This is a genomic window from Amycolatopsis sp. NPDC026612, assembly GCF_040638285.1.
Classification (GTDB): Bacteria; Actinomycetota; Actinomycetes; order Mycobacteriales; family Pseudonocardiaceae; genus Amycolatopsis.
Map to the genome: position 1 here is coordinate 1 of NZ_JBEZYB010000041.1, position 26339 is coordinate 26339.

At 72.9% G+C, this 26339-nt stretch carries 23 protein-coding genes and 2 pseudogenes; 10 read left to right on the forward strand and 15 right to left on the reverse strand.

The genetic code is table 11. From position 1 onward, the window contains the following. Positions 1-202, reverse strand: a pseudogene (locus tag AB0F15_RS29410) (hypothetical protein); the annotation flags it as partial. Between the two features lie 370 nt (positions 203-572). Here AB0F15_RS29410 and AB0F15_RS29415 point away from each other — a divergent pair. Continuing rightward, entirely contained in the window at positions 573-3302 is a 2730-nt protein-coding gene (locus AB0F15_RS29415) for a BTAD domain-containing putative transcriptional regulator (protein WP_360277108.1), read from the forward strand. Between the two features lie 97 nt (positions 3303-3399). Here AB0F15_RS29415 and AB0F15_RS29420 read toward each other — a convergent pair whose 3' ends face one another. Then, complete coding sequence (locus AB0F15_RS29420) at positions 3400-4371, reverse strand: LysR family transcriptional regulator (protein WP_360277111.1); 972 nt, start codon at positions 4369-4371, stop codon at positions 3400-3402. 140 nt (positions 4372-4511) lie between these two features. On the opposite strand from AB0F15_RS29420, the gene AB0F15_RS29425 reads away from it, so the two are divergent. The 3 genes from AB0F15_RS29425 (at position 4512) to AB0F15_RS29435 (ending at position 6403) form a co-directional block, all read left to right on the forward strand. Further along, the gene (locus AB0F15_RS29425) at positions 4512-5312 is read left to right on the forward strand and encodes an alpha/beta fold hydrolase (protein ID WP_360277114.1); all 801 of its coding nucleotides are present in this window, start codon (positions 4512-4514) and stop codon (positions 5310-5312) included. Between the two features lie 2 nt (positions 5313-5314). Beyond that, on the forward strand, positions 5315-6109 hold the full coding sequence (locus AB0F15_RS29430; RefSeq protein WP_360277116.1) for an SDR family oxidoreductase: 795 nt from the start codon (positions 5315-5317) through the stop codon (positions 6107-6109). Between the two features lie 132 nt (positions 6110-6241). Next, positions 6242-6403: a hypothetical protein gene (locus AB0F15_RS29435; RefSeq protein ID WP_003102310.1), complete on the forward strand. Its 162-nt coding sequence runs from the start codon at positions 6242-6244 to the stop codon at positions 6401-6403. Here AB0F15_RS29435 and AB0F15_RS29440 read toward each other — a convergent pair. Continuing rightward, positions 6372-7109 (reverse strand): SDR family NAD(P)-dependent oxidoreductase, encoded by a 738-nt coding sequence (locus AB0F15_RS29440; RefSeq protein WP_360277120.1) that lies wholly within the window; start codon positions 7107-7109, stop codon positions 6372-6374. The genes AB0F15_RS29435 and AB0F15_RS29440 overlap by 32 nt on opposite strands. A gap of 62 nt (positions 7110-7171) precedes the next feature. On the opposite strand from AB0F15_RS29440, the gene AB0F15_RS29445 reads away from it, so the two are divergent. Continuing rightward, positions 7172-7621, forward strand: coding sequence for a MarR family transcriptional regulator (locus AB0F15_RS29445; protein ID WP_360277123.1), 450 nt, complete (start codon positions 7172-7174; stop codon positions 7619-7621). A gap of 220 nt (positions 7622-7841) precedes the next feature. Beyond that, a pseudogene (locus AB0F15_RS29450) lies at positions 7842-8095 on the forward strand (ATP F0F1 synthase subunit C). A 118-nt stretch (positions 8096-8213) separates the two neighbouring features. Here AB0F15_RS29450 and AB0F15_RS29455 read toward each other — a convergent pair. Continuing rightward, positions 8214-9662 carry a twin-arginine translocation signal domain-containing protein gene (locus tag AB0F15_RS29455; protein WP_360277126.1) on the reverse strand — a complete coding sequence of 483 codons (1449 nt, stop codon included), beginning with the start codon at positions 9660-9662 and terminating at the stop codon, positions 8214-8216. An 83-nt stretch (positions 9663-9745) separates the two neighbouring features. Further along, positions 9746-10579, reverse strand: a complete 834-nt coding sequence (locus AB0F15_RS29460) for a PaaX family transcriptional regulator C-terminal domain-containing protein (RefSeq protein WP_360277129.1) — start codon at positions 10577-10579, stop codon at positions 9746-9748. A gap of 211 nt (positions 10580-10790) precedes the next feature. Between AB0F15_RS29460 and AB0F15_RS29465 the strand changes: the two genes are divergently transcribed. Further along, positions 10791-11738 carry a PHB depolymerase family esterase gene (locus AB0F15_RS29465; RefSeq protein WP_360277132.1) on the forward strand — a complete coding sequence of 316 codons (948 nt, stop codon included), beginning with the start codon at positions 10791-10793 and terminating at the stop codon, positions 11736-11738. Between the two features lie 340 nt (positions 11739-12078). Then, complete coding sequence (locus AB0F15_RS29470) at positions 12079-13512, forward strand: alpha-L-fucosidase (protein ID WP_360277135.1); 1434 nt, start codon at positions 12079-12081, stop codon at positions 13510-13512. A gap of 207 nt (positions 13513-13719) precedes the next feature. On the opposite strand, the gene AB0F15_RS29475 is transcribed toward AB0F15_RS29470, so the two are convergent. Next, on the reverse strand, positions 13720-14499 hold the full coding sequence (locus tag AB0F15_RS29475; RefSeq protein WP_360277138.1) for an inositol monophosphatase family protein: 780 nt from the start codon (positions 14497-14499) through the stop codon (positions 13720-13722). 27 nt (positions 14500-14526) lie between these two features. Here AB0F15_RS29475 and AB0F15_RS29480 point away from each other — a divergent pair, with 27 nt between their 5' ends. Then, the gene (locus tag AB0F15_RS29480) at positions 14527-15426 is read left to right on the forward strand and encodes a LysR family transcriptional regulator (RefSeq protein WP_360277140.1); all 900 of its coding nucleotides are present in this window, start codon (positions 14527-14529) and stop codon (positions 15424-15426) included. A 24-nt stretch (positions 15427-15450) separates the two neighbouring features. Here the strand turns inward: AB0F15_RS29480 and AB0F15_RS29485 are convergent, their stop codons facing one another. From AB0F15_RS29485 to AB0F15_RS29495, 3 genes are all read right to left on the reverse strand, one after another. Next, positions 15451-16059 (reverse strand): NAD(P)H-binding protein, encoded by a 609-nt coding sequence (locus tag AB0F15_RS29485; protein ID WP_360277143.1) that lies wholly within the window; start codon positions 16057-16059, stop codon positions 15451-15453. Between the two features lie 108 nt (positions 16060-16167). Further along, positions 16168-17514 (reverse strand): alpha/beta hydrolase, encoded by a 1347-nt coding sequence (locus tag AB0F15_RS29490; protein WP_360277146.1) that lies wholly within the window; start codon positions 17512-17514, stop codon positions 16168-16170. Beyond that, a complete protein-coding gene (locus AB0F15_RS29495; RefSeq protein ID WP_360277148.1) occupies positions 17511-18827 on the reverse strand; it encodes an MFS transporter in 1317 nt (438 codons plus the stop codon). Before AB0F15_RS29495 ends, AB0F15_RS29490 begins: the two co-directional genes overlap by 4 nt. A 159-nt stretch (positions 18828-18986) precedes the next feature. Here AB0F15_RS29495 and AB0F15_RS29500 point away from each other — a divergent pair, with 159 nt between their 5' ends. After that, positions 18987-19808: a PaaX family transcriptional regulator C-terminal domain-containing protein gene (locus AB0F15_RS29500; protein ID WP_360277151.1), complete on the forward strand. Its 822-nt coding sequence runs from the start codon at positions 18987-18989 to the stop codon at positions 19806-19808. 110 nt (positions 19809-19918) lie between these two features. On the opposite strand, the gene AB0F15_RS29505 is transcribed toward AB0F15_RS29500, so the two are convergent. From AB0F15_RS29505 to AB0F15_RS29530, 6 genes are all read right to left on the reverse strand, one after another. Then, a complete protein-coding gene (locus tag AB0F15_RS29505) occupies positions 19919-21793 on the reverse strand; it encodes a Calx-beta domain-containing protein (protein ID WP_360277154.1) in 1875 nt (624 codons plus the stop codon). Positions 21794-22166: 373 nt separating this feature from the next. Next, the gene (locus tag AB0F15_RS29510) at positions 22167-23417 is read right to left on the reverse strand and encodes an NAD(P)/FAD-dependent oxidoreductase (RefSeq protein WP_360277157.1); all 1251 of its coding nucleotides are present in this window, start codon (positions 23415-23417) and stop codon (positions 22167-22169) included. After that, entirely contained in the window at positions 23414-24955 is a 1542-nt protein-coding gene (locus AB0F15_RS29515; protein WP_360277160.1) for an NAD(P)/FAD-dependent oxidoreductase, read from the reverse strand. Before AB0F15_RS29515 ends, AB0F15_RS29510 begins: the two co-directional genes overlap by 4 nt. Continuing rightward, a complete protein-coding gene (locus AB0F15_RS29520) occupies positions 24952-25683 on the reverse strand; it encodes a class I SAM-dependent methyltransferase (RefSeq protein ID WP_360277163.1) in 732 nt (243 codons plus the stop codon). Before AB0F15_RS29520 ends, AB0F15_RS29515 begins: the two co-directional genes overlap by 4 nt. Further along, positions 25680-26000, reverse strand: coding sequence for a lycopene cyclase domain-containing protein (locus AB0F15_RS29525; protein WP_360277166.1), 321 nt, complete (start codon positions 25998-26000; stop codon positions 25680-25682). The genes AB0F15_RS29520 and AB0F15_RS29525 overlap by 4 nt, the downstream gene beginning before the upstream one ends. Next, positions 25997-26338, reverse strand: coding sequence for a lycopene cyclase domain-containing protein (locus AB0F15_RS29530; RefSeq protein ID WP_360277168.1), 342 nt, complete (start codon positions 26336-26338; stop codon positions 25997-25999). The genes AB0F15_RS29525 and AB0F15_RS29530 overlap by 4 nt, the downstream gene beginning before the upstream one ends. Position 26339: the final 1 nt, after the last annotated feature.

The following is a 26339-nucleotide window of genomic DNA, read 5'->3' on the forward strand; positions in this document are numbered from 1 at the left end:
CCACCTCGAGGAACTTCGAGTTCCTCGAGGTGGCCTTCACGGCATTTGCCGGTGCGCCATCAGGGCCGGCCGGCAGCGCTTCGGGCAGCCGGTCGTCGAGCACGGCGATGCCCGGCACGTCCGGTGGCCGGGGGTGCGGGGCGATTTCGGCCGGTTGGTGAGCGATCCCGATTCCGGCCAGGCCGTCGACCTCGCCGGACATGCCCGCGCGGTGCTGCAGGCGGGGCCTCAGCAGGCCGGCCGGTGGTCGGCTGGGCCCTCTGCGGCAGGCCGGCCTCGGCGGGCGTCCCGGCCCGGCGTCCCGGCCTGCTGTCCCCGCTCGCGTGGGGGTTCCCGCGCGGGCGGGTGAACCGGTACGTCAGCAGCGGGCACCGGTCCGGCGGTCCCGGTGGAGGGCGCGACCCCCAACGACGCGCCCGCCACCGGGTCGCCCCGGCCTGCCCCCTCGTTCACCGTGGCCCTAGGGTTCCGGACGCCGTCCTCGTTTCGTCCTCGCTCCGGCATTCGCCGCCTCACCTGCGCGTTCCGGAGCCGGGCGGCGGGCACCAGCCTTGCGGACCAGGGGAGATGCGATGAGGTTCCGGATTCTCGGGACGCTGGAAGTGCGGGCGTCCGGGGGCCGGGTCACGCCGGCGAGCCCGCGTCAGCAGCGCGCGCTCGCCGCTCTGCTGCTCAGTCCGAACTCGGTCGTCCCCGTGGAGCGCATGATCGACGCGCTCTGGGACGACGAGCCGCCGGTGACGGCCGTGAAGCAGGTGCGGAACTGTGTTTCCGCGCTGCGGGGCCGGCTCGGCGAGGCCGGCGGCTCGATCGTCACCGACGGCCCGGGGTACCGCCTGCGGACCGACGCCGACGATCTCGACTCCCTCCGGTTCCGCCGCCACGTCGCGGCCGCACGGGGACTCGCCGGGCAGGCGAAACTCGTCGACGCCGTCGAAGAGATCCGCAACGCGCTCGCCCTGTGGCGGGGCCCGGCGCTCGACGGGCTGCGGACGACCACGCTGGCCGGCCGGGCCGCGCTGCTCGACGAACAGCGCGCCGACGCCGTGGAACTCTGTGCCGAATGGCGGCTGCGGCTCGGTGAAACGGGCGAAGTCGTCCGCGAGCTGACCGAGTTCTGCGGCGAACACCCGATGCGCGAGCTGCCGCACCTGCTCCTGATGCGCGCCCTCGCGAAAGAAGGGCGCTACGCCGAGGCTTCGACACTGTTCCACGGCCTGCGCCGGCGGCTGGCCGACGAGCTCGGCGTCGATCCGAATCCCGATCTGCGGCGGCTCCACGAGCAGATCCTCGCCGAAGCCACGCCCAGTGCCCCGGACGGCCCCGAGCCCGGGCCGGTGCCGGAAGCGCCGCCGCACCACCCGTTCGACCGCGCGGTCACCCAGCTGGCCGAAGCCGTGACGTGGCAGTGGCGCGCCGAAGCCGAGCTGCGGTCGCTGCACCGGCCGCAGCCGATCATGCTGCGCTGGTCGGCGGCCCGGCGCCCGGGAAGGCCGGCGCTGCGGGGCGACCTCGACGACATCGCGGAGACGTTCGCCGCGCTGCCCGTGCGGCAGCTCGTCGTGCTCGGCGATCCCGGCTCCGGCAAGTCGGTGCTCGCCCTGATGCTGACGCTGGAGCTGCTGCGCACCCGCGCCCCGGGTGACCCGGTCCCGGTCCTGTTGTCGCTGGCGTCGTGGGATCCGCGGCGCGAGCACCTCGACCGCTGGCTGGCCGGCCGGCTCGCCGACAACCACCCGGCCCTGCTCAACACCGCCGAGTACGGGACCGACGCGCCCACCCGGCTGGTCCTCGGCGGCCACGTCGTCCCGGTCCTCGACGGTCTCGACGAGATGCCGGCCGACCTGCGCGCCGCCGCCCTCGACGCACTGGACCAGACCATGGGCCTGGGCCGGTCGCTGGTCCTGACCTGCCGCTCCGCCGAGTACGAGCAGGTCACGCGGGAATCCGGGGCGGTGCTCAGCGCCGCGACCGTGGTGCGGCTCGAACCGGTCGACCGGCAGGAGGCGATCACGTACCTGACCGCGCGCGAGGGGGCGGCCCAGGACCGCTGGCTCGCCGTGGCCGACCGGCTGCGCCGGGATCCGGACGCGGTCCTGGGCCGGGTGCTGCGGACGCCGTTGATGGTCGACCTCGCGCGCATCGGCTACGGCCGTCCCGGTGCCGATCCCGGGGAGCTGCTCGACGTCGAAGACGCCGGCGTGCTCGAAGGGCAGCTGCTCGACTCGTTCGTCCCCAACGCCTACGCGCAGGTGCCGCAGCCGCCGGGGCGGAACCCGCAGACGAGCCCGTCGGGGCGGTACACCGCGGCGCAGGCGACCCGCTGGCTGGGGTTCCTGGCCCGGCACCTCGAACGGGCGCGCAGCCGCGACCTGGCCTGGTGGCAGCTGTACCGGGCGGTGCCCGTGGGGACACGGTCGGGCCTGGTCGGTCTGCTGGTCGCGCTGTTCTTCGCCGTCACCGGCCGGCTCGACGACGGACCGGTGCTGGCCGCGGTCTACGGCCTTTCGTTCGGTGGCGCCGCCTCGGCGACCCACCGCTTCGGACGTCCCCCGGAGCCGCTGCGCACCGAACTGCGCTTCGCCGGGGCGGCCCGGAAGTTCGCCGGCCGCTTCGCGATCGGCGCCGTCGTCGGCGTCCTGCTCGGCCTGGGCTGGTCGCTGGCCACCGGCCTGGTCGTGGTCCTGGCGCTGGTGTTCGGCCTGGTGTTCGCGGTGCACGTGTGGCTCGCGAAGCCGGTCGACGCCAGCCGCGTGTCGAGCCCGAGGACGATCCTGCGCAACGAACGGACCGGCGCGATCGCGTTGTCGGTCTCGTTCATGGTGTCGCTGGCGCTGTTCGACGGGATGGCGTTCGCGTTCACCGCGCAGACCCGTTTCCTGCCGGTGCTGGGCGGCCGGTACGACGTGGCGCTGGGGATCGCCGCCGGGCTGGCGGGCGCGGCGTTCGGGTTCTTCATGGCTCGCCGGGTCGGGGCGGCGTGCTACGGCCTGGCGGGCGCGATCGCGGGCGGCCAGGTGTTCCCGGCGGCGACGAACCCGGTGCTGCCGGTCGTGGTCGGCGCGTGTTTCGGCATCGGTGTCGGCCTGTCGGTCCTGGTGACGCGGGCGTGGGGCAACTACTTCGTCCACCACGTGTGGCTCGCCGCCACGGGCCGCCTTCCCTGGCGCCTCATGCACTTCCTCGACGACGCCCACCGCCGCGGCGTCCTTCGGCAGGCCGGCGGCGTCTACCAGTTCCGCCACGCCCGGGTGCAGGAGCGGCTGGCCGCGGTCAGTGCCGAGGTGACGGCCGAGGAGTAGGGCGATCGCGGGTCAGGCGGCCTGCGCTTCGGCCGGTTCGGCCGACCGCGCCACCAGCACCAGGGCCGCCGCTCCAGGCGATCACGCGCGGGGCCGTTCACGCGGTGGCGACGGTGAGATCCTCGGGCGGTGCCCACAGCGGCGCGGCGTCCGCGCGCTCGGGGTGCAGCCAGTGGTGGCGGGTCGCGGTCTCGCGGGCGGTCGCGAGGAACGCCTGGATCGTCTCCGGTTGCTCGCCCTCACGCCAGGCCAATGACCACGGGTAGACCGGTTGCAGCTCTTGCGGCCGGTGCACGGGGAGGCCGAGCTCGGCGTAGCGGCGGGCGTAGCTGTCGAACTCCAGCAGGTACGCGCTGTCGTGCGCGCGGGCGAGGGCGGCGTGGCACGTGTCGAACGTGCCCGGGTTGCCCAGCCAGTGCAGGCCGAGGCCGGTGTGCTGCTCCAGCGAGCTCAGGTACCGGCCGTGCACGTTGTACAGCGCCGTGCCGGGCGCGTCCGCGAAGACCTCGAGGGGACGTTCGTGCACCGACACCGACACCGACGTCCGGCGCGGGTCGCCGGGGCGGCCGACCAGCCGGAACGGCTCGAGCCGGAGCAGCGCGTGCCGCCAGCCGGCCGGGTGGACCGCTTTCAGGGCACCGGTGACGCGGATGATCGCGACGTCGAGCTGGTCCTCGAGCAGCGCGGTGAGCTGGCGGGCGCTGTCCATCTGGCTCTGGACGAGCCGGACACCGGGGTGGGCGGCGGTGAACGCGTCGGCGACGACCCGGCTCGTGTCCAGTTCGAAGATGTGGGCGATCCGCAGGTGGTGCGGTGCGGGTTCGCGCACCATCCGGTCCGCGGTGGCCAGCAGCTGCCGGGCCAGGTGCAGGAACCGGTCGCCGCGCGGGGTCAGCGCGACGTGGCGGCTGTCGCGTACCAGCAGGGTGGCGCCGACGTCGGCTTCGAGCTTGCGGATCTGCTTCGACAACGTCGGCTGGCTGATGAAGAGCTTGGCGGCCGCCCGGCCGAAGTGCAGTTCATCGGCGACGGTGACGAAGTACCGCACCAGCCTGAGATCGAGGTCCATGCGGGCCTTCCACGCGAAGGGGTTGGAGCCGGTGCGCCAACGATGCCACCACGGCTATCGATCCGGGCGCACCAGGTCTTGGACGCCGCGGCCGCCGGTCGTGTTGGCTTCGGGGGACGCCTTACCCACTGGAGGATTCGATGGCCGACCCGGGCACCCCTGTCGTGTTCATCCACGGGCTGTGGCTGCACGCCACCTCCTGGACCCCCTGGATCGACCACTTCCGGGCGGCCGGGTACGCACCCGTCGCGCCCGGCTGGCCGCACGAGCCCGAGACCGTCGAGCTCGCCCGGGAAAACCCCGATGCCGTCGCGGACACCAGCATCGACGACGCGACCGGCCACTACGCGTCGATCATCGCCGGTCTCGACCGGCCGCCGGTCATCATCGGCCACTCCTTCGGCGGCCTGATCACCGAGAAGCTGCTGGGCCAGGGGATCGGCCGGGCCGGCGTCGCCATCGACCCCGCCCAGATCAAGGGCGTCCTGCCGCTGCCCCTGGCGCAGCTGCGCGCGGGCCTGCCGGCGCTCGGCAACCCCGCGAACCTGCACCGGGCCGTGTCGCTGACCGAGAAGGAGTTCCGGTTCGGCTTCGGCAACGCCCTGAGCGACGAGGAATCGGCGGAGCTGTTCCGGCGCTGGACGATCCCGTCCCCGGCCCGGCCGCTCTTCCAGGCCGCGGCCGCGAACTTCGTGCTGCACTCCCAGGCCGCCGTGGACACCGGGCGCGCGGACCGCGGCCCGCTCCTGCTGATCTCCGGGACGGCGGACCACACCGTCCCGGACGTGGTCACGCGCTCGACGTTCAAGCAGTACCGGGAGTCCGCCGCGGTCACCGAGCTGAAGCAGTTCGAGGGCCGCGGTCACTCGCTCACCATCGACAGCGGCTGGCGCGAGGTCGCGGACGCCGTGCTCGGCTGGCTGCGCGAGCAGGGGGTCTAGCGGTGGAGCTCGGTCTGGACGGCGCGGTCGCCGTCGTCACCGGGGCCAGCCGGGGCATCGGCCTGGCCGTCACCGAAACCCTCGTCGCGGAGGGCGCCCACGTCGTGGCCGGCGCGCGCGTTCCGGGGCCGGCCCTGGAGGCCCTCGTCCGGGCGGGGAAGGCGCACGCGCTGGCCGTGGACCTCGGCACCGCCGACGGCCCCGGGCGGCTCGCGGAGCTGGCTCTCGCGGAATTCGGGCGCATCGACATCCTGGTCAACAACGTCGGCGCCGTCACCCCGCGGCCGAACGGCTTCCTGCTGGTCACCGACGAGGAATGGATGCGGTCGGTGACGCTGAACCTGCTGAGCGCGGTCCGGGCCACGCGGTCGGTGCTCCCGACGATGGTGACCGCGGGCCGCGGCAGCATCGTCACGGTCGCCTCGGTGAACGCGATCCTGCCCGACCCCGGCGTCATCGACTACAGCGCGGCGAAGGCGGCACTGGTCAACTTCACGAAGTCGGTGTCGAAGGAGTTCGGACCCCGCGGCATCCGCGCCAACGCGATCAACCCGGGCCCGGTCGCGACGGACCTGTGGCTCGGCGCCGGCGGCGTGGCCGAAACGCTCGCCGCCACCACGGGGGCGGACCCGGAATCGGTCGCCGGCGAGGCCGCCGCCCATGCCGCCACCGGCCGGTTCACCCGGCCCGCGGAGGTGGCGAACCTCGTGGCGTTCCTGGCCAGCGACCGGGTGGCGGGCAACATCACCGGCGCCACCCTCGCCATCGACGGCGGCTACGCCACGGAAACCCACTGAGTGTCCGGAATAGACTGTCCATAACGGACAAATGGGTGACGGCCGGGCCGACGGGGTGACTCGGCGCGGGTCGGGGAGTGGACCCCCCGTCCGCGGGGTATCTCCCTCCTGACCGTTCAGAAGGGAATCGTCATGGGAATCCTCGTCGCCCTGCTCGTGGTCTGGGCCGTCCTGGTCGTGCTCGGCATCGTCGTCAAGGGGTTGTTCTGGCTGATCATCGTGGGCGCGGTGCTCTTCGTCGCGACCGGGGTGATCGGGTTCGTCAAGCGCGAAGCCCTGGGGCGCCGGCACTGAGCAAGGCCCCGGACGGGCCGCCGGCGGGCAGGGTCGCCGCCCGGACGACGTCGAAGGCCGCTTCCGCGGGGGAGCGGTCTTCGGCGTCGTCGCCGCGCTCCGGGTGGGTGGCGACCGGCCCGGGGTCGACCGCGTTGACCAGGATGCCGGTGCCGCGCAGTTCGGCCGCGAGTGAAGCCGTGAGCGCGTTGAGGGCGTATTTGGCCAGCGCGTAGCCGGGGGACCGGACACCGTGGGGCCAATCGGGCCCCGCGGCGATCTGGGTCGCCGCGGCGCTGGAGACGTTGACGATCCGAGCGGCGGGGGCGGCCCGCAGCAGCGGCAGGCACGCCTGGACGAGGGCCCAGGCACCCAGGACGTTGACGTCGTAGGAGGTGCGGGCCTCGGCCAGGTCGGCGTCGAGCAGGGACGTCGTCGCGAAATCGGGCATGGTGGCCGCGTTGTTGACCAGGACGTCGAGCCGGCCGGCTGGGCGGAGGAAGCGGGCGCAGGCCGAGACGTCTTCCGGGGCCGTGACGTCGAGGCGGACCGCGGCGGCGGAGAGTCCTTCGGCGGCGAGCCGCGCGGCCATGGCGCGCGTCCGGTCGAGGTGCCGCCCGGCGAGGACGACGTGGTGGCCGCGACCGGCGAGTTCGCGGGCGACGGCGAAGCCGAGGCCTTCCGGCCGGCTCGCACCGGTGACGAGCGCCGTGGGCTTTTCGTTCATGACTCATACTGTAGGTGACTCCTACAATTGTGCCAACCCGCGGTCTGTCCTAGGATCGCCGCATGGCCGTCACCCCGTCCGACCGTCCGCGCGCGCTGCTGCGCTGGCCCACGTACGTGATGGGACAGCTGCACCGCGCCGGCGTCGGCCGGATCGACGCGGCCCTGGCCGCCCACGGCGTCGCCCTGCGCGACTACTACGTCCTGGTCTGCATCGGCGAGGAGGGCCCGCTGTCCCAGCAGCGCGTCGCCGACCGGCTCGGCCTGGACCGCAGCGACCTGGTGAAGGTGCTCGACCGGCTCGAGGCCGCGGGCTGGGTGTCGCGGGAGCGCGACACCGAGGACCGCCGCCGGCACGTCCTCACTCTCACCGAGGACGGCCGGGCCACGGTCGGGAAGGTCGAGGAGGTCTCGAGCGCGGTCACCGGCGAGCTGCTCGCCCGGCTGGGCCCGGGCGAGCAGGAGACGCTGCACCGGTTGCTGCTGAAGGCTTTCGGGGAGCCGTCCGGCTGAGGGGCCGCCGGCCCTGATTTTCCCTCCGGGTGCCCATCGGCAGATACGGCTTTCACCCGGCCTTTGTTGCGCACGAGCCGGGCGGGCGGATTCCGGCCGCGAGCGAGCGGCAGTACACGTGTTTGCTCGCGGCGGGTCCGGATTTCGCGTGATATCCTCGTGGTGATCGGACCACTCGGTTACCGAGAAATCTCGCCCGGTCGAGCATTCACCCGGCGAGATCCGCCCGTTTCGATGTCAGCCGCCGATTTACGACGCCTTCATCAACCCCGGCCTCGCCGCCATCGGATACGGATTGGGGCGATCGGCCCGGGAATCGGTGTCGGCCTGATCTTCGCCGCCGTCATCAACGGCACCGCCCGTCAGCCGGAAGCCCGCGGGAAACTGCAGACGATCGGTTACTCGACCTTCGTGCTGAGCGAGGTGCTCGCGCTGATCGGCGTCGTCGTCTATTTCATCGCCTCCAACCGGTGAATCCGCGCGAGCACGCCGGGTCATCCGTCCACTGTGGACCGCTGGCGCCGGTGGCCCGGCCGGAACGCGCGGTGGCGCGCCGGCCGGGCACCCGGTCGAAGTGTGCTTGACGGCCGGGCTAGCGCGTCCGCATCAGGATGAAGTCGCCGTGGCCGCCGTAGCCGAGGACGTCTTCGGCGTACTGGGTGCCGTTGAAGGTGGTCAGCCACCAGCGGGTGCCGATCCGCACGAGCATCGGGTGCGGGATGTTGGTGCCGTAGGGCGCGTTCAGCGTGCCGAGCTTGCGCAGCTGCAGGTCGTAGATCGGGTATTCGCGGGCGTTGCCGTCGCTGGCGAACAGGTACCACCGGCCGCCGACCCGCTGCAGGATCGTGCCTTCGGTCTGGCTGACCGACCGGTCGGCGCCCAGGAGCGTCAGCCCGTGGTCGTAGTCGGCGCCGCGGGGAGCGGCCGCCAGCGCGGGGTGGAACACGAACGCCGGCTGCTGGGCGGGGCTTTCGACGAACGCGATGTGCCAGCGGCCGTCGATCTTCGTCAGCGCCGGGTCCCACGAGCTGACCGTCGTGGGCAGCGCCAGCTGTTCGGTGGGCAGGACGTGCACGCCCGAAAGCACGTCGGCGCGGGTGACGGTGTGGCGCACGTGGACACCGTTGAAGGCGAAGTCGCCCCAGGAGCTCATCAGCAGGATGAACCGGTCGTGCTCGTCGTCGCGGACGATCTGGCCGGCGTGGTCGCCGAGCACCACGCCGTCGCGCGCGAAGAACAGGGTCGCCACCTGCTCGAGCTTCGTCGGATCGGCCAGGTCCAGCGTCCACACCGCCCAGTGCGCCTGCTGGAAGAACCCGAGGCCGGCGTTGGTCATGGTCAGGTAGAGCTTGCCGTGGCGGATGTAGGGCCGGCCGTCGGCGTACTGGACGACGTGGGGATCGCGGACGCCGGCCTGGCCGAAGTACCCGGCCCGGACCCGGCCCAGCCGCGCCGGCCCGCGGCTGCCGTAGGCGTACCCCAGCTTGCCGAGCACGGCGGGGTCGCGCAGGTCGATCCGCGCGCGGACCTGGTCGCGCTCGGTCAGCAGCGGCCGCCAGCCGGTGCCCTGGTCGGCCAGCACCGTGACGGCGTTTTCGTTGACCACCACGGCGAAGCCGAACGGCGCCCGCAGGTCCGCCGGGGCGGTCTTGACCACGGTCGTGCCGGCCGGCGTGGTGATCTCGATGCCGGCCTGCCCCGCGACGGGGTCGTAGGTGCCGAGCACCGAAACCCCGTCGCCGGCCAGCCCGGCCACGACGGGGGAGCGGCTGCCGGCCACCTCGACGGTCACGGTCCCGTAGGGCGCTTTCGGCCGGACGCCGGTCTTCACCAGTGCGCCCGGCCGGGCGGTGGTGTCGACCTGGACGAACTTCGGCGCGATCAGGTCGAACGGCCGGAACTGCTCTTCGACGGAGAACCGCAGGTCCAGCGGGCTCGTGCCGGCGGCTTCGGCGGTGCCGCCGAACAGGCTCGCGGTCACGCCGGTCACCCCCAGCGCGGTGAGGGCACGCAGCACGTCGCGTCGATCGATGTCGGTCACCTTTGACCTCCGGGGTGGGGAGCGGGGACGGCCGGGTCTCCCAGTTTGCAACGTGGCATGCAACGTGGCAACCGCTGTCGGCCTCAATCCTCGACGAGGGACTCGAGCAGTTCGCCCGCCAGTTCCCCGGCCGGGCGCAGCCACTGGTGCCGCAGCGTGCGGAACAACGCGGCGGCGCGCGTGCCCGGCCAGTCCGGCGGCAGCAGCGCCGGCGGCAGGACCGGGTCGCGGCGGATGAGCAGGAGCCATTCCGCGCCGAGCCGGATCCGCCGGGACAGCGCGTCGCCGAGTTCGCCGGGCGCGCTGCCGGTCCACCGGTGGAGGAACTGCTCGTAGCCGGCCGCGATCCGGGGGAGGTCCCAGGCTTCCCGGGCGATCCGCGCGGGGTCGGTCCACATGAACGGTTCGGCGCGGAACACCTCGGCGTGGTCGAGGAGGTCGAGTTCGGCCAGTGCCGGCGCGATGTCGGTGGAGGAAGCCGAAACCCACAGGCCACTGCGCAGCGGCCCGAAACCGAACCAGCCCAGCCGGGTGCGCAGCGCGTGCCGGTCCGCGCGCCGGGATTCCGGGACCGAAAACGTCAGCAGCGTCCACCGGCCGTCCCAGTGCCGGTCGACGATTTCGCCGTCGAGCTTGCGTTGCCCGTCGCGCAGCACCGCGGTGCCGTGTCCGGTCAGCCCCAGGAACGCCTGGCGGCCCCGGCGGACGGTGCGGAGGAGGTCACGGCGGCTCATCCGGCTCAGCGTCGCCCGGGTCGCGTGCTCGCCGACGCCGAGGCGTTCGAGGGCGGCGATGACCCCGCCGGTCGACACCGCGATCCCGCGGTCCAGCACGTGGTCGCCGAACAGGGTGAGCAGCAGGGCCTCGGGTCGCACGCCCAGCGCGCCCTCGTCGTCGGTCCAGGCCGCTTCGAGCATGCGCCACCTCCTCGCCGGATCGCCGGGATCCAACCTACCTCGCCGGATCGTTCGCCATTTCAATGGCGATCATCAATGGAATGTCCGGCTTTTCGAACAATTCATCGAGTTCGAAAGTTTCGGTGTCCCGGAATGTTCGATGAATCGTTGACGACCGTCGGTGATCTGCCTAATCTCATGGGGGAGGGGGATCGCCGACCGGAGGTCACCGATGAGTGGATTCAGAACGGCGTTCGTGACCATCGCCAGCACCCTGCTGATCGCCGTCACCGGAGTCGTGGCCCCGGCCCCGGCCCCGGCGTCGGCCGCCTCGCTGGTGGAGGTGACCGGCTTCGGGAACAACCCGGGCGGGATGCGCATGCACGTCTACGTCCCGGACACCCACCCGGCTCACCCGGCGATCGTGGTCGCCATGCACGGCTGCGGTGGTTCGGGGCCCGGCTTCTACTCCGGCAGCGAGTTCGCCTCGCTGGCCAACCGGTACGGCTTCCTCGTCATCTACCCCAGCGCCCAGCAGCAGGCCGGCTTCGGGAAGTGCTTCGACACCTGGTCCGACGCGGCCAAGCGCCGCGGCGGCGGCAGTGACCCGGTTTCGATCGCGTCGATGGTGACCTACGCCGAACAACGCTACGGCGGCGACCCGAACCGCGTCTTCGCCACCGGCTCGTCCTCCGGCGGCATGATGACCAACGAGATGCTCGCCCTCTATCCCGACGTGTTCAAGGCGGGCGCGGCGTTCATGGGTGTTCCCTTCAACTGCTTCGCGGGGGCCGCCGACTTCCCGCCGGGGACCAGCAAGTGCACCGGGGGCAGCATGAACCGCACGCCCCAGCAGTGGGGTGACGCGGTCCGCCAGGCCTACCCCGGATACACCGGTGCCCGCCCGCGCGTCCAGCTGTGGCACGGCACCGCCGACCCGCTCGTGCCCTATTCGCTGCTGCAGGAGGAAATCGAGCAGTGGACCAACGTCTTCGGCCTGAGCCAGACGCCGACGTCCACGGATACCCCGCAGGCCGGCTGGAACCGCCGCCGCTACGCCGACGGCTCCGGTGCGGTCCGGGTGGAGGCCTACAGCATCCAAGGTGCCGGGCACAGCCTGCCCGCCGCCGGCATGGCTGCGGCCGCGATCGCTTTCTTCGGTTTGACCGGGACCCGGTAGTCGTTTGCCCGGGGCGGCAAGCCGCTGACGCCGGCGAGGGTAATCCCTCGCCGGCGTTTTCGTCCGGGAGCGTACCCGGCACTTTGTGAACGTGCCCAGCGGCGGCCGCCCGGAATAATCGCCGAAAGCATCGAATACTCGGCCGGTGGTGGGAGTTCCCGGGAGAACCATTGACACGTAACAAAAGCCGGGGCCATAGTGCGGTGTCGCGCCGGCGGCCCGGCGAGCGAGAAAGCGCTTCCCGGTCCTGGGTTCCGCAGTGCCGCCGGTCACGGCACCCTCGTCGCCGGGGCGCCCGCTCGTTCCCGCGCCCGACCTGCTTTCCGAAGGGATTCGCGCCGTGTCCGAACTTTCCCGCCGTGGCCTGCTGAAAGCGACCGCCGCCACGTCGATGGCGCTGGGGTGGGCCGCCCTCGCCGGCAACCCCGCGGCCGGGGCGTCCGTCGTGGACGATCCGGCGGCGTTCTTCGTGAACCTGCGGTTCGGGATGTTCCTGCACTTCAACATGGGGACCTTCCACGACGCGGAATGGGTGGACCCGAACCAGGACCCGAAGACGTTCGCCCCCACCGCGCTGGACTGCGGCCAGTGGGCGGACGCGGCCAAGGCGGCCGGAATGACCTTCGGTGTCCTCACCACCAAGCACCACGACGGCTTCTGCCTGTGGCCGTCGAAGCTGACCGGCTACACGGTGGCGAACAGCTCTTACCGCCGCGACGTGGTCGCCGAGTACGTCCGCGCGTTCCGCTCGCGCGGTTTGGTCCCCGCCTTGTACTTCTCCATCTGGGACCGGACGCAGGGCGTCGCGGCGGGTTCGGTCAGCCGGGCGGACCTGGACTTCGTCAAGGGGCAGCTGACCGAACTGCTGACCGGCTACGGCGAGATCCCCGCGCTGGTGATCGACGGGTGGTCGTGGCAGATGGGGCTGCGCGAGGTCGCCTACGGCGAGATCCGCGACCACATCCGGTCGCTGCAGCCGCGGTGTGCGGTCGTCTGCCTGACCGGGATCACCGAACCGTGGGGCACCGACGTCGTCTTCTACGAAGAGCCGAAGGGCGTGTGGACCGCGCCGGACAACACGTACGCCGCCTGCCAGGGACAGACGATCGCCGCCAACGGCTGGTTCTGGCACCCGAGCACGCCCACGACGTCGTTGATGACCGCGGACGACATCGTGCAGCAGCACCTCGCCCGGCTGGAACCCCGCTGGTCGACGTTCATCCTGAACTGCCCGCCGGGCCCGCGCGGCCTGCTCGACGACTCCATCGTCCGGCGGCTGCACGAGGTCGGCGCGCTGTGGCGGCCGGATCCCACCCGCCCGCCGCTGCCGCGGCAGCGCCCGAGCCTGACCCACCCCCTGACCCCGGTGTCGGCGAAGGCCACGAGCGGGGACGCGGCCAAGGCGATCGACGGCTACAGCGACTACAACGGCGGAGCCCAGCAAACGCTCTGGCAGTCCACCGGGCCGTTGCCGCAGTCGGTGACCCTCGACCTGGGCGCCGTCCGGCCCGGCATCGACATGCTCACCTACCTGCCCCGCCAGGACGAGGTGAACGGCCAGTACGTCACCACCGGCAACGTGACCGGCTTCCGGGTCGAGACGAGCACCGACGGCGTCCGCTTCACCGCGGCCGCCCGGGGCGGCTGGCCGGCGGACAAGACGTTGAAGCACGCGAAGTTCGGTCCGCGGCCGGCGCGGTACGTCCGCTTCACGGCGACGGCCGCGAACGGCGGCTCCGCGGTGGCCAGCCAGATCGACTGCGGACGGTCCTGACCCGCGCCGCGGCTCGACCGGCCCGTCGGCTGATCGATGAGGTGGCCGGAAACGGTCGATCGAACAGCCGACGGACGAGGTCGAAATGCGGGAGCCGGGCGCGGACCGGCGCAGGCGGATCCTGGCCGTGGTGGAGTCCCGCGGCGAGGTGCGGGTCACCGAGCTCGCCGCCGATCACCGCGCCGGGGCGAGCGCCGTGCCCCGGCGTCAGGCGCCCAGCACCTTCAGCGCGGCGGCGTGCACCCCCGGCGCGGCGGCGAGGTAGCCCTGGCCCGCCAGATCCCACGGGCCGCCGTCGAGGTCGGTGACGGTGCCGCCGGCTTCCTGGACCAGCAGCACCCCGGCGGTGTGGGAGCGGACGTTGTCGAACTGCCAGTGCAGGTCCATCCGGCCCGCGGCGACCTGGGCGAGCTGGTGGCTCACCGGCACGGAGATCCGCACGTACAGCGCCGCCTCCGACATCGCGGCGAACGAAGCCGCGATCCGCTCGAAAAGCGCGGCGTCGTGGCCGGGCTGGGCCTGGCCGGTGCCCGCCAGCGCGCCGTCCAGCGAAGTCTTGGCGGAGACCCGCAGCCGCTCGCCGTCGAGGTACGCCCCGCCGCCTTCGCAGGCGGTGAACATCTCGTCGAGCACCGGGAAGAAGAGCACCCCCAGCACCGGACGGCCGTCGCGGACGAGGCTGACCCCGATGTTCCAGTCGGGCATGCCGTGCACGGCGTTGACGTTGCCGCCGACCGGGTCGACGAGCCACCACTCGCCCGCGGGCAGCGGCCCGGATCCGTGTTCGTCGTCGAGCCAGCGCGCCTCCGGCCGGATCTCCGCCAACGCCGGCCGCAGCACGTCGACGACGGCCGCGTCGTTTTCGTGCAGGCCGGCCAGCAGCTCGGTCAGCCCGGGCTGACGAGCCTCGGGCGAGTAGCGCGCCAGCATCCGGGCGCCGGCCACGCGGACGGCGGCGGTGGTGGCGGCGAGCAGGTCCTGGGTCATGCTTTCTCCTGTGGTTGTCTTGCGTTCGTGCAACTCGACTTGAACTTGCTCACGGTGCTCGACGCGCTGCTCGAGGAGAGCAGCGTGATGGGCGCGGCCGAGCGGCTGCACCTGTCCTCACCCGCGGTGAGCCGCACCCTCGGCCGGCTCCGCGCGGTGACCGGCGACGACATCCTGGTCCGCGCCGGCCACACGATGGTTCCCACGCCGTACGCCCTGTCGATTCGCGAGGACGTGCACCGGCTCGTCCGGCGGGCCGGCGAGGTCCTCCGGCCGGCTCGCGAGCTGAACCTCGCCGAACTGGACCGCACCTTCACGATCCAGTGCCACGACGCGCTCAACGCGTCGGTCGTCCCGGTGCTGGTCGGCCGGCTCCAGGAGCAGGCGCCCGGCGTGCAGCTGCGGGTGCTGGCGGAGCACTCCGCCGACACGGACGGCCTGCGGCACGGCCGCGTCGACCTGGAACTCGGCGGTGGCCGGGCGCACCAGCCGGAGTTCCGGTCCGAGGTGCTCGGGCAGGACCGGCTCGTCGTGGCGATGCGCCGGGGACACCCGTGCGCCGGCGGCCTCGACCTGCGCGGGTTCGCCGCGCACCCGCACGTGCTGGTCTCCCGCCGTGGCCGGCTCACCGCGCCGATCGACGACGTACTGGCCGCCGAAGGCCTGCGCCGCCGGGTCGTCGCCTCCGTGGCGACGGTCGCCACGGCGCTGCAGCTGGCCGTCCGCAGTGACGTGCTGGTCAGCTGCACGGCCGTCCTCGGCCGCCCGCTCATCGACGCGTTCGGGCTGCTCACCCGCCCGCTGCCCGCCGAAGCCCCGGCGGCGGAGATCACCTGCACCTGGCACCAGCGCTACGACTCCGACCTGGCCCACGCGTGGCTGCGCGACCAGGTCCGGGCCGCGCTCGACGAGCTCACCGCCGGCTAGCGCCGCGACCCCCGGGGCCCCGCACTAGCTGGTCAGCGCCAGCGCGACGGCGCCCGGGAAGCGAGGCGTTTCGGCTTCGTCGAGCATCGCCGCGGCGACGGTCTCCCGGGTGATCTTCGCCTCGAAGTCCAAGGGCGGTGCGGCGGCCAGTCCGACGGTGCGCCTTCGCGGGCTTTCCGGTCCGTCGGCGAGCAGCCCGGCGTGGAAGACCGTGCCGCCGGCCGCGAGGATGGTGTCGTCGGCCTCGACCTTGTCGCCGAGCCGGTCGCCGAGCAGCTTCGGGAGCACCCCGGCGGCCGCGCCGGCCGCGCCGGCGGACTGGCCCGTGCCGTAGGCGCCGAGCCAGATGATCCGCCGCGGCCCGGCGGCGACCACCGCCTTCGCGCCGGCCAGCAGGGTGCCCGCCCGGCCGGTGCCGAGCCCGGACAGAACCACCGAATCCGCGTCGACGACGGCGGCGATGGTCGCCGGGTCCTCGACGTCGGCCGCCACGGTGCGGAGGCCGGGGGAGCCGGGAAGGGCGATGCGCCGGGGATCTCGGGCGATCGCGGTGACGGTGTGCCCGCGCCGCAGGGCTTCCCGGGTGAGGGCGAGTCCGGTCCGGCCGGAGGCTGCGAGGACGGTGAGGTTCATGCCGACCACGCTAGGGACATCGACACTTAACATCAAATGCAAGTTCGGAAAGAAACGATTTACCCGCACGCAAGCGGCGACCGCGGGGCTCCGCGGCCGCCCCTTGCCTCAGCGGCGGTCCGCCCCGGTGAGCGGGGCCGGGGTGTAGCGGAGGTAGCGGCCGGGGGCACCGAGTGCGGCCGCGGCCGCGTTCAGTCGCTCGGGCCGCAGGTCGGGCCAGTGGCCGGTTTCGATACGGGACTCCAGGGCGTGCAGTGCCGCGAGGGTTTCCGGCGGCTGGAAGGCGCAGTGTCCGGCCGCGTCGACGTAAGCCTGGCGCAGCAGGGATTCCCGCCCCGCGGCGCGGACCCGGCGGGCGTACCAGTTCTCCTGCTCGACCGGGACCAGGTGATCCGCGGTGGTGTGGATGGTGAGCTCCGGGACGCGGAGCCGCCCGGTCGCCGTCGAGGTGCGGGCGAGCGTCCCGACGGCCTGCGGGTCGGGTGTGATGTCCGCGTGGCGCGTCAGCTCGGCCAGGTCGGCGTCCAGGTCGAGGCCCGCGGCGCGGTACAGCGCCCGGACCTGGTGGGCCAGCGGGCTGCCGGACAGCAGCGCGCGGTAGTCGACCCCGGCGGTGAACGCGCTGTTCCCGCCGGCGGCGAGTTCGATCTGGTAGCGGCCGGACACGACGAACCCGAGCACGAACCCGGTCAGGGCCTGCTGCTGTTGCTGCTCCTGACCCGCGTAGTCGGCGGGGCCGGGTGGGGTGGCGCCGGTCAGCCAGGGCGGCGTGTTCATCAGCGCGGCACCGAGGGCGGTCCGGGCCCGGCCGGCCGCGGTGCCCTGGGCGTCGGTGACGATCTTCGTCAGCGACGCGCCCGCCGCGCTCGCTTCGCCGGCGTTCGCGTAGCGGACGAGTTTCACCGGCTGCGCCGGGGCGAGCAGGCGGGACAGCGCGTATTCGCCGTCGAGCTGGTAGTCGTTCAGGTTGAGCGCGCCCGCCACCAGGCCGCACGTGGTGAGCGCGCCGTCGAGCCGCCGCGTGCCGGACTCGGCTTCCAGCGCGCTGACCAGGCCGCCCATCGAGGTGCCCCACGCGATCGTGCGGCGAGGCTCACCGATCTTCCGCACGAGGGCGTCGAGCGAGGCGAACTGGTCCCGCGGGGCGGCGGCGAGCGCCCACATCGACGGTCCGCTGTAGGACGAGCCGACCAGGGCGTAGCCGGCGGCCAGCAGCGCCTGTCCCGTCGGCGCGTCCGGGGTGTCGACCGCCACGAGCGGGCCGAAGCCGTGGCTGTAGAGGATGACCGTCCCGTTCCAGGAGGACGGCACGTCCGCCACCCAGCTCGCGCCGTCCGGCAGCAGCCCGGTGTAGTGCGCGGGGGTGGCGGCGTGCGCCGTGCCCGCCGCGGTGAGGCCGAACGCGGTCAGCGTCGTCGCGGCGAGGGCACCGATCCGGCGGAGCCACCTGCTCATCGGCTTCCTTCCTGGTGCGCGGGCGCCGGTACGGCCGGGTCGAGGTCCGGGGTGAGGTCGCGGCGGTGGGTTTCCCGCAACGCCAGGACGCAGACGGCGGACAGGACGCAGAACGCGGCGATGGTCCACGACACCGGAGTGGTCGAACCGCCGCCGTTGGCCCGCTGGAGCTCGGCGAAGATCAGCGGGGCGAAGCCGGCGCCGAGCCCGGCGAGCTGGTAGCCCAGCGACGCGCCGGTGTACCGGTTTCCGGTGCTGAAGAGCTCGGAGTAGAGCGCGGCCAGCGGGCCGTACATCATCGGGTGGATCACGCCCTGGCCGATCACCAGCGCGAGGACGAGCAGCAGCCCGCTGCCGCTGCGGACCATCGGGAACAGCAGGAACCCGAACACCGCCATGAGGACCACGCCCGCCAGGACGACCGGGCGGCGGCCGATCCGGTCGGACAGCGCGGACCACAGCAGGATGCCCGCCACCGCGCAGGCCGACGACAGGGTGAGCGCGTTCAGCACTTCCTGTCTCGGGTGTCCGTGCTGGACGCCGTAAGCGAGCACGAAGGTGGTCAGCGTGGCCTGGACGACGAACGCGGCGAGCCCGACACCGACGCTGAGCGCGAGCACGCGGGGGTGCTCCCGCAGCACCGCGACCAGCGGGATCCGGCGTCGTTCTTCCTTGCGGGCAGCCAGGAACACCGGTGTCTCGTCGACGCGGGAGCGCACGAACAGGCCGATCGCGAGCAGCACGATGCTGAGCAGGAACGGGATCCGCCAGCCCCAGGCGAGGAAGTCCGCCTCGGAGGTGAGCGCGGCGGTGCCGGACATCGCGAGGGTCGACACGACCATGCCGCTCGGCGCGCCGGCGTTGGTGAACCCGGCCCACAGTCCGCGGCGCGATCGCGCGTGTTCGGCGGACATCAGCACGGCGCCGCCCCACTCGCCGCCGACCGCGATGCCCTGGACCACCCGGAGCAGGACCAGGCCGAGCGGGGCGACCGCGCCGATCTGGTCGTAGCCGGGGAGCAGGCCGATGAGGAAGCTCGAGATGCCCATCAGGGTCATGGTCAGCACGAGCATCCGCTTGCGGCCCAGCCGGTCGCCGAAGTGGCCGAAGATCAGGCCGCCGAGCGGGCGGGCGAGGTAGCCGGTGGTGAACGTGCCGAAGCTGGCGACCGTGGCCAGTGCCGGATCGAGGTCGGCGAAGAAGACCTTGCCGAAGACCACCGCGCTGGCCGTGGCGTAGAGGAGGAAGTCGTAGTACTCGATCAGGCTGCCGAGAAAGCTGGACGCGACCGCTCTGCGGAGCTGAGTGCTCATGGGGAGTGTCACCCTCGTCTTTGGGGGCGTTGCGGCGGGGAACAGGTTCGTCCGGGGTGGACGACGGGGGAGCGGGGCCCAACGTTAGTCAGGGGTGTGACGGCCGTCAATATTCTGCACAACATCAAGTGATCGGGCGCCGGGGTTACGCTGACGGTCGTGACGCACTTCGACGAGACCGGCTCGGGGCCCCGCCCGAAGTCCGTCATGCTGACCTTCCTCGGCATCCACCTGCTCGGCCGGCCGACGGCGATCTATTCGGGCAGCGTGATCGACGTGTTCGCGCGCGTCGGCGTCTCCGAGGAGGCGGTCCGCTCGACGCTGACCCGCATGGCGGGCACCGGATTGCTGACCCGCCACCGGCACGGGCGGAAGGTCTACTTCGGCCTCAGCGCGCGCCTGGCCGCGGTCCTCGAGGACGGCAGGCGGCGCATCTGGGAGACCGGCGCGGTCAACCGGTCCGCGGACGGCGGCTGGACACTGGTCGGCTTCTCGCTGCCGGACACCCGCCGCGGTGACCGGCACGGCCTGCGCACGCAACTGACCTGGGCCGGATTCGGCTTGCTGCAGAACGGTTTGTGGGTCGCCCCCGGCGTCCGGGACGTCACGGCCATCGTCGAGCAGCTGGGTCTCGACGGGCACGTAACGGTGTTCACGGCGCAGCCGGCGAAGCCGACGGAAGCGGCCGAGCTCGTCCGCAAGGCCTTCGACACGGCGACCATCGCCTCGCGCTACCACGACTTCATGGAGAAGTGGGAGGCCGGGAAGCCGTCGTTCCCCGACGACCTGACCCGGCAGCTGATGCTGCACTCGGACTGGCTGCACGTGGTCCGCCGGGATCCCCACCTCCCGGCCGAGCACCTGCCCCGCGACTGGCCCGCCATCCAGGCCGAGACGCTGTTCCGCAAGCTCGACGAAGACTTCCGCGACGGCGCGGCCGAACTGGCCGGCGAGACGCTCGAACTGATGCCGACCGGCTAGGAGCTGTCCGGGGAGGTTGGGGACGCGGCCGGCGGGTGGTTTGCCGGCCAGCCGGCCGACCTGTGCGCCCGGGGCGGGCGGAGACCGCCCGCCCCGGGTGGTTCACCGGATCAGCGACGGCAGGGGTTGCCCGCCGGGTGCGCGGCGGTGCCGTGCACGTCCGCCTGGGACTCCGCCAGCACGATCTTCGCGAGCGGGGTTTCCAGCGCGACCGCCTGCTGCTTCACGACGCCGTTCGCGATGGTCTGGCCGTTCAGCTTCAGCGAGCCGATGACCAGCGCGATGGTCAGCGGCGCCGAGCCCACCGTGACCGAGACGCCGTTGATCTTCAACGAGGCCACGTTCGAACTGCCGGTCAGCACCGGGGCGAGCCCGCCCGGAGCCGGCTGGCAGGTCGCCGCCGCCTGGGACTGGATCACGCCCAGCTCGATGGTCAGCCCGACCGTGCTGATCACCGTCTTGTCGATCTTCGCCGTTGCCTGCGCGTGGTCACCGGCCGCCGGGGCCGCGGACTGGTCGTCCGGGGCCAGGTCGGTCGACGCCGTCAGCGCGTGCGTCTGCACCTTGATCAGGCCGGCGTTGAGCGTCGCGTCGAGGACGGTCTTGCTGTCGTCGGCGCAGGGCAGGTTCGCCGGGTTCGCCACGGCCGCGGTGATGCCGATGACGTTCGCGGCGGTGCCGGTGCAGGAGAAGGTGCCGTCGCGGTCGTCGTCGAGGATCGTGCCCACCCCGGTCGGGTCGATCAGCCCGGCGCCGGCCGGGGCGGACAGCGTGACGGTGAACGTCTCGTCCGGCTCGTCGACGGTGTCCGGGTTGACCAGCACGGTCACCGGCTTGGCCGTCTCACCGGGCGCGAAGGTCACGTCACCGCTGGCCGCCTGGTAGTCGGCGGGCGCGGTCGCGGTGCCGTTCGCGGTGGCGTAGTGGACCGTCACCGGGTTCGGGGAGGCGCCCCCGAGCAGCGAGACGGTGAAGGCGGCGGGCACCGGCGCGCCGCCGGAGCCCTCCTGCACCGTGACGTCGTTGATGCTCAGGCCCAGCACGCGCACGGTCGTCGTCTCGACGAACCCGCGCGACACGCCGTCGACCAGGTAGTCGACCGTGCAGTGGTAGGTGCCGGGAGCGGCGTCGCCCGCGGCGGTGACGTTCTCGGTGAACGTGGCGACGTCCCCGCCGGCCACCTTGACGCTCGCCGGGGCGTTGGTGAGCGTCAGCTGCGGGTCGCAGGTGGTGACGTGCGGCGTCACGGTGACCTCGATGGACTTGATGCCGTCGAGGATGGCCTGCGAGACCTGGCTCGAGGGCACGTTGTTCAGCAGCACGCCGCCGGTGGCGGAGGCGATGGCGCTCGCCTGTCCGGAGGCGTCGAGCGCGCCGACGTTGACCGCGACCACGCGGATGTTCGCCGCCTTGAGCGCGTCGATGGTCTGGGCCAGGGTGTGCCCGCCGCTGGGGTCGTGCGACGGCGCGTCGCCGAACCAGGCGATGATCCGGGTGCCGTCCGGGCGGAAGGTGACCGCGCCGGTGGCCAGTTCGTACAGGGCGTTCAGGTCAGCTTCGGGCGTGTCGCCACCGCCGCCCGCGACCCACTGGTTGACGCCGGCCTGGACCGCGGCGGTGTCCGCGGTGATGCCCTGGTTGACGTGGAACGGCACGGAATCGCTGAAGTCCTTGTACTCGGCGACGCCGAACTGGGCGGTCGGCTGCGCGGCGAGCACGTCCCCGGTGATGGCGTTCGCGTTGGTGCGGACGTTGGCGATCGCGCCGCCCATGCTGCCGGTGGTGTCGGCGAGCAGCACGAGGTCGGGGTTCGGCGGGACGGCGGAGGTGGTGACGTGCTTGGTGACGGTGGTGCTCTGCCCGGCGGAGAGCGTGAGATCGACGGTGGCCGGATCGACCCCGGGTGGCGCAGCGGCCGCGACCGCGGCCGGGGTGAGCAAGGCACTGACCGCGATCAGCGCGACGAACAATGATCTCCGCGACATGGACTTCCTTCCGAAGGCCGGATTACTGCGGTTGCCTCGGAGAGACGGAAAGACGGAAAATTTGTTAGCGAGCCGGGAAATCGTCACCCACAGCCCGGTGTCAAGGCGCTCAACGGGCTACCGCGGCCGATTCCGGCTACGCAGACCATGGCCGCACTACGCCGGAAACCGCAGCTCGGCGGCCGACCATCACTCTTCCCGGTGACGATCGGGCGCTATCGGTGCCGGCCGAGCGTCCGTGATTCGGCGATTCTTACAGCGCGGGACGCGAATTTCTGCCCGAATGTCGTAATGGGAACGCTGTTTCGGCGCCGAGCCACCGCCCGGCATGGCGACGGCGGAGGTCGCCGGGTGTCAGGCGGGCCGCGCGGGCTCAGCCGGTGTGCGGGTCCGGCCGCCGTCCGAAGTCGGCGAGTACCGCGCGGGCCGCTCGCGTTCCGGACGCCAAGGCGCCTTGCAGGGAGCTCGTGTCCCGGTGGTCGCCGCACACGTACCGGCCCTCGCCCAGCCGGACTTCGCGGCGGATCTCGTGCGGGGCCGGCATGGCCGGGAGTCCGCGGGCGATCTCGTACCGGGCGATCAGCGGCCAGCGGGACGCGTCGGTGCGGTACATCCGGCCGAGCGCGCGGCGCACCTCTTGCTCCGGCAGCGTCGTCAGGGCCGACGCGCTCACCAGCGCCGCGCCCGGTGGGGCGTACGGGGGGCACACCTCGCTGAGCACGCTGGTGCTGGTGACCGGGCCGCCCCGCGCGTCGATCACGATGACCGGCTCGCGCAACGGCGCCCGGGGCGGGGCGAAGTACCACGTGGTCCCGCTGTTCCACCGCGGCTCCGGGACCCCGGTGAGCCGGGCGGCCGTGGAGCCGTCGGCCGCGACGACGACCGCGCGGGCCGTCCGGACCTCGCCGTCCGCCGTGCGGACCTCGCCCGGCCGGACCTCCTCGACCGGCGTGCCCAGCCGGACGGCCGCCGTCGGCAGCGAACGGGCGAGCTGCCGCGGCAGCTCGGCCATGCCGAGGGCGGGCAGTGACGGTGCCGACCGCAGGAAACTGCGCCACACCAGCTGGAAGAACCGGGCCGACGTGGTCAGCTCGGGTTCGAGGAACACCCCGGAGAGGAACGGCCGGAACACCGTCTCGACGGCCCGCGTGGACACCCCGGCGCGCCGCAGTTCGCCGAACGTCGAGCGGTCGTCGCGGTCGATGATCGCCTGGGCCGGCCCCGCGGCCACGCGGGCGGACAGCGCGCCGAGCGCGGCCAGGTCCTTCGCCGACAGGTACCGCCGGGCCGCGATGTCGCGCAGCGCCCTGGGCGTGTCCAGGGGATTGCCCAGCAGCGAGACGCGGTCGTCGTCGGCCACCCGGACCGCGCGCCAGAACCGGCCGAGGTGCAGGGCGCCGACGTCCACCAGGCGCCGGATCGCCGGGTAGGCCGGGTTGAGGACCTGGAACCCGCGGTCGAGCCGGAAACCGTCCACGACGTCGGTGCGCACGCGCCCGCCGACGTCGTCGGACGCCTCCAGCACCACGCACGAAACCCCGGCCCGGTGCAGGGTCACCGCGGCCGCCAGCCCGGCGAGCCCGGCACCGACGACGACGACTTCGTGGTCCGCCACCCCGCTCACCCGCCGAAGTGCCGGGCCGAGGCAAGCCGGTTCAGCAGGCCGAGCCGGCCGCGGTTGGGCACCGAGCGCAGCGGGTGCCCGGCGAGTCCCCAGCCGGCCAGGAGCGTGTTGGCCGCGGCCCAGCCGGTGGTGGCCGCGCGTTCCATCAGCGCGACCGGAAGGTCGATCCGCACGCCGTCGCCGGCCAGCGCCAGCGCCGGATCCGGCGTGCCGACCGGCGGGCGGCGCGCGAAGCCGCCCAGCCCGAACAGCGGGCAATCCTCGCGCCACAAGGAGTTCGACGCGCTGACCCGCGCGTCGAGCGTTTCGGGGTAGATCGCGTGGAGCCGGTCGTCGACCGCCTTGACCAGGGTCTCGCGGTCGTCGGTCGTCGCCGCGTAGGCGTGCAGTTCGACGACCGAGCCGCCGGTGCGGGCCGCCCACCGCCGTGCCTCGCCCTCGTACCGGTCGAGCAGGCTGATGTTGTCCAGCGGCGGCACGCTCCCGGTGCCCAGGAACGGCGGCCGCCCGGGGTCGACGGGCCGGTCGAGCCAGAGCCGGCGGACGAGGAACGGCGGTGCCGTGCGCAGTTCCGCGACGGCGGCCCGCCACTCCGGGGTGCCGGCTGTGGGCGACGCGGCGACGATCCCCTGCAGTCCCCGCACGTCGCAGGCGAGCACGACGGTGTCGAACCGCGCGGTGTCCTCCGCCGTCGTGACCGCGAACCCGCCGGGAGTCCGTTCGAGGGACTCCACCGCGGTGCCGGTCCGGATGGTCACCCGGCGATCGGCCAGGTAACCGGCCAGCGGGTCCCACAGCGCCTGCGGGAACGGCTCGGTGGGCACGTCGAACACCAGACCTTCGCTGGAGCCCAGGAAGTACAGGTGGAACATGGTCGCCAGTTCCGCCGCGGAGAGCTCGCGCGGATCGGCGAAGAAGCTCCGGGAGAACACTTCGAACGCCAGGTGCTTGGCCGCTTCGGGAAAGTTGATCGCGTCGAGGAAGCTCGCGGCGTCGGTCTCGTCGAGCCGGTGGTAGATCTCCGGGACGCTGACCGTCGCCAGTGGGAGGGCCTCCCGGCCGTTGATGCGCACCAGGTCCCGCGGGGTGAACGTCGGGCTGCGCCAGGCGAACGCCAGCGCGTTCCACGGCGGTGTGCGGGGGAGACCCGCGAAGGTGTCCGTGCGGCCCTGCGCGTCGAGCAGCGGGTAGTCGGCCAGCGGGGTCAGCCGGTCCAGACCGGGATCGGTGCGCATGAGCAGCGACCGCAGGTTGTAGTACTGGCGGAAGAAGGCGTGGAAGCCCCGGCTCATCGTCACCGCGGTGCCGTCCGGCAGCCGGTCGGCCCAGCCGCCGACCCGGCCGCCCAGGTGACCGTCCCGCTCGAAGAGCGTCACCGTGACGCCCCGCTCGGCCAGCCCGGTGGCCGCGGTGAGACCCGCGATGCCGCCGCCGACGACCGCCGCGGAGGGGCGCCGGCCGAGCAGCCCGGCATCGGTCAGGCCGGGCGGGGCCGGCCGCGTCTCGATCCGGCGGTCGGTGCCGAGGGGGCGGCTCACGGGTGCTCCTGCGGGTTGGTGCCGAGAACGGTGTGGACGATGCCGTTTTGCCAGCCCGGCATCGAGGCGGTGCGCACGTCGGTGAAGCCGGCCTCGGTGAGCCGGTGGGCGAGCGCGCCGATCCCGTCGAATTCCAGGACGCTGCGGCGCAGGTGGCGGTAGAGGGTCCCGTCCCCGGTGGTGACCTTCCCGAGCGGGATGATCACGGCCGCGCAGACCGCGTTCCACACCCACCGGGCGCGCCGCGAGTCGTGGACGGAGTACTCGTGGACCGCGATGCGGCCGCCGGGGCGCAGTAACCCGCGCAGCCGCCGCAGCTGCCGGCTCGGCTCGGCGAGGTTGCGCAGCAGGTACGCCGCCAGGATCGCGTCGAACGGACCCGAGATCCCGTCGAGGTCCTCGACCGGCGTGTGGACGAAGGTGACGCCGTCCGGCCAGTCCTTGGCCCGTGCTCGCGCGAGCATCTCCCCGGAGGCGTCGAACGCGGTGATCCGCGCCCCGGGCGCGACGGACAGCAGCGCCGCCGTCGACGCGCCCGTGCCGCAGCCGGCGTCCAGCAGCCGCAGGCCCGTCCCGTCCGACGGCAGCGCCAGCCGCTGTGCCGAGAGCCGGAGGTGTGCGTGGTAGCCCGGGTTGGCGCCGACCAGCCGGTCGTACCACCGCGCTTCGGTGTCGAAGGTCGACGGCACCGCACCGCGGGGGAGACCGTCCTTCGCCATCGTGCTCATGTGCGCTCCCGGCGGGGGCCGGTCCGGTCCCACACCAGCAGCACGGCGGTCATGAGCGCGAAGCCGAAGAGGAAGTCTTCGACCGGGATGTCCCACGGGAAGCGCCAGCCCGTGATGTGCTCGGGGGAGTAGCGGACGACCGGGCCGGAGAGCTTGGTCAGCCGGCCGTCCACCGGGATCTGGAACGCGGTCACGATGGCCATCGTGATCCAGTAGGCCGGCCGCCGGAACAGTCCCGTGCGCAGCAGGCGGAGCTCGATCAGGACGACCGCGGCCACCGCGGCGGCCGCGGGCACGGTGTAGCCCCAGGGAATCACCGGCGCACCTCCTTCCGGCCGCGCCGCCGGACCGCCGCGGCGGTGAGCTGGACGGCCTCGTAGGTCAGCAGCCCGCAGATCGGAATCACCACGAAGAACAGGATTTCCTCCAGCGGCACGGCGAAGGGTGCGCGGATCCCGGTGACGCGGTCCGGGGCGTAGTCCCAGACCCCGGCGGCGATCGCCAGCGCGTCCCAGACGAGGAACACCAGCGCGACCGGCAGCACCGCGCGGGCCAGCCGCCGGGGCTGCCGGTAGACGCGCGCGCCCACGAGCTCCAGCGGCAGGGTGACGAGGACGCACGAGGCCAGCACGACGAGGTATTCGGCCTTGCCCACC

Excerpts from the sequence above, each read along its gene's own strand:
- AB0F15_RS29415 (WP_360277108.1), top strand. The coding sequence starts at position 573 with ATGAGGTTCCGGATTCTCGGGACGCTGGAAGTGCGGGCGTCCGGGGGC.
- AB0F15_RS29420 (WP_360277111.1), bottom strand. The coding sequence starts at position 4,371 with ATGGACCTCGATCTCAGGCTGGTGCGGTACTTCGTCACCGTCGCCGAT.
- AB0F15_RS29425 (WP_360277114.1), top strand. The coding sequence starts at position 4,512 with ATGGCCGACCCGGGCACCCCTGTCGTGTTCATCCACGGGCTGTGGCTG.
- AB0F15_RS29435 (WP_003102310.1), top strand. The coding sequence starts at position 6,242 with ATGGGAATCCTCGTCGCCCTGCTCGTGGTCTGGGCCGTCCTGGTCGTG.
- AB0F15_RS29440 (WP_360277120.1), bottom strand. The coding sequence starts at position 7,109 with ATGAACGAAAAGCCCACGGCGCTCGTCACCGGTGCGAGCCGGCCGGAA.
- AB0F15_RS29445 (WP_360277123.1), top strand. The coding sequence starts at position 7,172 with ATGGCCGTCACCCCGTCCGACCGTCCGCGCGCGCTGCTGCGCTGGCCC.
- AB0F15_RS29460 (WP_360277129.1), bottom strand. The coding sequence starts at position 10,579 with ATGCTCGAAGCGGCCTGGACCGACGACGAGGGCGCGCTGGGCGTGCGA.
- AB0F15_RS29465 (WP_360277132.1), top strand. The coding sequence starts at position 10,791 with ATGAGTGGATTCAGAACGGCGTTCGTGACCATCGCCAGCACCCTGCTG.
- AB0F15_RS29475 (WP_360277138.1), bottom strand. The coding sequence starts at position 14,499 with ATGACCCAGGACCTGCTCGCCGCCACCACCGCCGCCGTCCGCGTGGCC.
- AB0F15_RS29485 (WP_360277143.1), bottom strand. The coding sequence starts at position 16,059 with ATGAACCTCACCGTCCTCGCAGCCTCCGGCCGGACCGGACTCGCCCTC.
- AB0F15_RS29490 (WP_360277146.1), bottom strand. The coding sequence starts at position 17,514 with ATGAGCAGGTGGCTCCGCCGGATCGGTGCCCTCGCCGCGACGACGCTG.
- AB0F15_RS29495 (WP_360277148.1), bottom strand. The coding sequence starts at position 18,827 with ATGAGCACTCAGCTCCGCAGAGCGGTCGCGTCCAGCTTTCTCGGCAGC.
- AB0F15_RS29505 (WP_360277154.1), bottom strand. The coding sequence starts at position 21,793 with ATGTCGCGGAGATCATTGTTCGTCGCGCTGATCGCGGTCAGTGCCTTG.
- AB0F15_RS29520 (WP_360277163.1), bottom strand. The coding sequence starts at position 25,683 with ATGAGCACGATGGCGAAGGACGGTCTCCCCCGCGGTGCGGTGCCGTCG.